Genomic DNA, 595 nt, shown 5'->3' with positions numbered 1-595 from the left:
TGCCAACAGTGCCTACGGGGTGCAGCAGTGAGGAATATTGGTCAATGGGCGAGAGTCTGAACCAGCCAAGTAGCGTGCAGGATGACGGCCCTATGGGTTGTAAACTGCTTTTATAAGGGAATAAAGTGAGACTCGTGAGACTTTTTGCATGTACCTTATGAATAAGGACCGGCTAATTCCGTGCCAGCAGCCGCGGTAATACGGAGGATCCGAGCGTTATCCGGATTTATTGGGTTTAAAGGGAGCGTAGATGGATTTTTAAGTCAGTTGTGAAAGTTTGCGGCTCAACCGTAAAATTGCAGTTGATACTGTCAGTCTTGAGTACAGTAGAGGTGGGCGGAATTCGTGGTGTAGCGGTGAAATGCTTAGATATCACGAAGAACTCCGATTGCGAAGGCAGCTCACTGGACTGCAACTGACACTGATGCTCGAAAGTGTGGGTATCAAACAGGATTAGATACCCTGGTAGTCCACACAGTAAACGATGAATACTCGCTGTTTGCGATATACAGTAAGCGGCCAAGCGAAAGCATTAAGTATTCCACCTGGGGAGTACGCCGGCAACGGTGAAACTCAAAGGAATTGACGGCTAAGG

1 rRNA gene is annotated in these 595 nt (G+C 48.1%); it reads left to right on the top strand.

Going from position 1 to position 595, the window contains the following annotated elements:
- Nucleotides 1-595: ribosomal RNA gene (locus D1012_RS22900) — 16S ribosomal RNA — on the top strand; the annotation flags it as partial.

The organism is Pseudotabrizicola alkalilacus (assembly GCF_003443995.1).
In the GTDB taxonomy this organism is placed as follows: Bacteria; Pseudomonadota; Alphaproteobacteria; order Rhodobacterales; family Rhodobacteraceae; genus Pseudotabrizicola; species Pseudotabrizicola alkalilacus.
Note: the sequence above shows the minus strand (reverse complement) of the source record. Positions and strands in the feature narration are given on the sequence as shown.